Origin of the sequence: Nocardiopsis halotolerans DSM 44410, assembly GCF_000341065.1 — a bacterium.
Lineage (GTDB): Bacteria > Actinomycetota > Actinomycetes > Streptosporangiales > Streptosporangiaceae > Nocardiopsis > Nocardiopsis halotolerans.
The window spans coordinates 1-3,840 of sequence record NZ_ANAX01000208.1 but is presented as its reverse complement, the minus strand read 5'-3'; the positions used below and the strand labels follow the sequence as shown (position 1 = coordinate 3,840).

Below are 3,840 nucleotides of genomic sequence, written 5' to 3'. Positions count from 1 at the left end.
TGGCCGACGAGCCGGTGGCCTCCCTGGACGCGTCGGTGCGGGGCGAGATCCTGCGCCTGCTGCTGGACCTGCGGGCCGATCTGGGGCTGTCGGCCCTGGTGGCCACGCACGACCTGGGTCTGGCCTGGAACATCGCCGACCGGGTAGCCGTGATGTACCTGGGCCGGGTGGTGGAGCTGGGCACGGTGGAGGAGGTCCTGTCCGCGCCCGCCCACCCCTACACGCGGGCGCTGCTGTCGGTGCTCCCCGAAGCCGAGGGGGACCCGGTGGTGCTCTCCGGTGAGCCGCCGGACCCCAAGAGGGTGCCGCGGGGGTGCCGCTTCCACCCGCGCTGCCCGGTGCTGGCCTCCGGTGAGGCCGAGAGGGAGGGGATCGCCGACCGGTGCCGCACCGTGGACCCAGCGGTCCTGGAGGGCGGCGCCGAGCGTCGGGTGGCCTGCCACTGGGCGGCGGCGGACGGGGTCGGTCGGATCCGCGAACGGGGGTCGGGTTCCGGCACCGGCTGAGCACACGGCGGGCCGTGCACGGGGAGACGTTGGGTCCCGCACCCCGTTCCGGTCACCCACGGTACGCACGGCACCGCGAAGGGTTTCCGGTGGTCGCGCTCCCGTGACCCCTCCGGCGCGCTGACCACGGACGTCTCCACGATCGCCCGGATCACACCTCTGTTTCCCGTCCGAATGCGGTCAGAGTATGGGCTGGTTGTGGCGGAATAGCCCTTTTCTGGGGCTGGTTCGGGGTCGATATGTCCTACGAAACCGCCGTTTCCGGTCCCGACGTCTCCGCACCCGCGCCGCGCCCCGAGCGCCTCACCACCGAACGCGACTTCTGGCACGGCCGGGAGGTGGACCTGGACGCCTACCTGGCCCGTGTGGGCCTGTCCGGCGACCTGCCGCCCACCCTGGACACCCTGCGCGCCGTGCACCGCGCCCACCTGGCCGCGATCCCCTTCGAGAACCTCCAGATCGTCCTGGGCCGTTCCATCGAGCTCGACGTGCCCGGGCTGGTCGACAAGATGGTCCGCCGGCCCAGGGGCGGATACTGCTACGAACAGAACCTGTTGCTGGCGGCCGTCCTGGACCGGCTCGGCTTCGCCGTCACCGGATTCACCGCCCGCGTCCTGTCCGGCACGACCGGAGCCCCGCGCCCCTCCACCCACTCCCTGCTCCGGGTGGACCTGGACGGGGAGCCGTGGCTGGCCGACGTCGGCTTCGGCGGCGGGGGCCTGCTGGAGCCCCTCCCCCTCGCGGACGGCCACCAGGAGGTCCAGGGCGGCTGGGGTCTGCGCCTGGACCGCGTCGCGGAGGTGGGCGAGGACGAGTGGCTGCTGCGCTCCTTCGACGGCCGGGAGTGGCGTCCGCTGTACTCCTTCGCCACCGCGGCGGCGGTGCGCCAGGACTACGCGATCTTCAGCCACTTCCTGGCCAGCCACCCGCGTTCACCGTTCCGAGGCAGGCTGATGGTCCAGCGGATCGGGCCGGGCGCCCAGTACCGGCTGATGGACACGACCCTGACCACCGCCGCTCCCGACGGCACCAGCGAGGAACGCGAGGTGCCCGTGGAAGAGATGGGACGTGTGTTGAAGGAGGTGTTCGGCATCGGCCTTGACCAGGAGGAACAGGCCATCGTCGAGAAACGGCTCCGGGAGTTCGCTGGCATGTGACCACGATCACAGTGGCGGTGGGTGGGGGCCCGCCCACCCACCGCGATGTTCCGTACCACCTGGCCTCCCGTCCTCCGCGCACTCCGGTGGTATCGGGAGTGTCCCGGCTTCTTCGGAGATTCGTGGTCATCTCCCACGTTCGGTATGGGCGCGGCGCGGGCAAAACCCCTGAGGCGTCGTCGGGCCACCGCGTGTGAGGGAGCATTCCATGGCGTACATGACCACGGAAGACGTCCACGAGTACATCAGCGGGATCTGTTTCAAGACGGGTCCCCCCGGCAAGGTCGGGGTCGAGACCGAATGGCTGGTCGCCGACTCCGCGGACCCGACCGCGCCCGTTCCCGTCGACCGCCTCGCGGCGCTGGTGGAGGCCTGTGGCCCGCTGCCCGCGGGGAGCGGTGTCACCTTCGAACCCGGAGGGCAGCTCGAACTCAGCTCGCCCGCTCTCCCGGGACCGGCGCGGGCGCACGAGGCGCTCGCCGCCGACCTGGACCACGTCGGCAAGGCCCTCGCCGGGGCCGGGCTCCACCTGGTCGAGACGGCACTGGACACCGTCCGCCCGCCCCGGCGGCAGCTCCGGACGCCCCGCTACGCGGCCATGGAGCGCTTCTTCGCCCGCCACCACCAGCCCAGCGGCCACACCATGATGTGCGGCACCGCGTCGCTCCAGGTGTGCCTGGACAACGGCGCGGACGTCGCCGACATGCGCGCCCGCTGGGAACTCGGCCACCGGCTCGGCCCCGTGCTCGTCGCCGCCTTCGCCAACTCGTCCTTCTGGAGGGGCCGTCCCACCGGATGGAAGTCCACCCGCTGGGCGATCTGGGCGGCCACCGACGCCACACGCACACGGCCGGTCCTGGACCACGGCAGCCATCCCGACCCCGCCACGGCGTGGGCCGAGTACGCGCTGGCCGCGAGGGTCATGGTGATCCGGGACGACTCCGACGACTCCTGGATCCCGGACCCGGGCGTCACCCTGGCCCAGTGGATCGGCGGGCGGGGTCCGCGCCCGGTCACCCGCGCCGACCTGGAGTTCCACCTCAGCACGCTCTTCCCGCCCGTCCGCCCGCGCGGTTGGTGGGAACTGCGCATGATCGACGCGGTACCCGTGCACTGGTGGCCGGTCCCGGTGGCGCTCGCCGCCGCCCTGGCCGACGACCCCGGCGCCCGCGCCGTGGCCGAGGAGGCCACCGAGAGGCTGTGCCGGGGACGCTTCCCCGACCGTCGTCTGTGGATGCGCTCCGCGCAGCACGGCATGGCCGATCCCGAGGTGGCCCGGTGCGCACGGGACTGCTTCGACGCGGCCGTCGAGGCGCTGCCCCGCATGGGCGCCACCGCGCTGGCGGCCCTGGTCCACGACTACGCCGACCGCTACACGCGGCGCGGGATCAGCCCCGCCGACACACAGCCGAACGTGCCCGCTCCGCGCCCGGCACACGCGAAACACGGGCGGCCCGCGACCTCCGACTCCGGACAGGCTGGAGGACCACGGTGAACCACGAACAGGAACGCGCCAAGGAGCGCATCGCAGCCGAGCTCGACCTGGTCAGGCGCCGCAGCAACGGGCTGACACTCGACGCCCTGGACGAGGAGGAGCTGCTCGCCCAGCACTCACCCCTGATGTCCCCGCTGGTCTGGGACCTGGCGCACGTCGGCAACTACGAGGAGCAGTGGCTGCTGCGGGCCGCGGGCGGACGCGAGGCCCTGCGTCCGGACATCGACGGCCTCTACGACGCCTTCGAGAACTCGCGCGCGTCCCGGGTCGACCTGCCGCTGCTGCGCCCCGAGGAGGCCCGCGAGTACAACGAGCGCGTGCGCCGGGAGGTCCTCGACACCCTGGAATCCCTCGACCTCGCGGAGGGCGCCCCGGACGGCCGGCGCTCCCTGCTGGACGCCGGTTTCATCTTCCACTCGGTCATCCAGCACGAGCACCAGCACGACGAGACCATGCTCGCCACCCACCAGCTCCGCAAGGGCGAGCCCGTCCTGCTGGAGGAGACCGCGGACGTCACCGCGCTGCGTCCCCCGGTCGAGGAGGAGGTGCTCGTGCCCGAGGGCCCGTTCACCATGGGCACCGACGACGGCACATGGGCCTACGACAACGAGCGCCCCGCGCGCACCGTCGACCTCGGCCCCTACTGGATCGACACCCGACCCGTCACCAACGCCGCCTACCA

The 3,840-nt window shown here is 72.6% G+C and carries 4 protein-coding genes; all 4 read left to right on the top strand.

Annotation, left to right across the window (positions count from 1 at the left end; genetic code table 11):
• Positions 1-506 (top strand): oligopeptide/dipeptide ABC transporter ATP-binding protein (locus tag D455_RS30680; RefSeq protein ID WP_017571761.1); only part of this gene is annotated, 506 nt, incomplete at its 5' end.
• 239 nt (positions 507-745) lie between these two features.
• Complete coding sequence (locus D455_RS0116180) at positions 746-1,663, top strand: arylamine N-acetyltransferase family protein (RefSeq protein ID WP_017571760.1); 918 nt, start codon at positions 746-748, stop codon at positions 1,661-1,663.
• Between the two features lie 208 nt (positions 1,664-1,871).
• Complete coding sequence (gene egtA / locus D455_RS0116175; RefSeq protein WP_017571759.1) at positions 1,872-3,158, top strand: ergothioneine biosynthesis glutamate--cysteine ligase EgtA; 1,287 nt, start codon at positions 1,872-1,874, stop codon at positions 3,156-3,158.
• Positions 3,155-3,840 (top strand): DinB family protein (locus D455_RS0116170; RefSeq protein ID WP_017571758.1); only part of this gene is annotated, 686 nt, incomplete at its 3' end. The genes egtA and D455_RS0116170, both read left to right, overlap by 4 nt.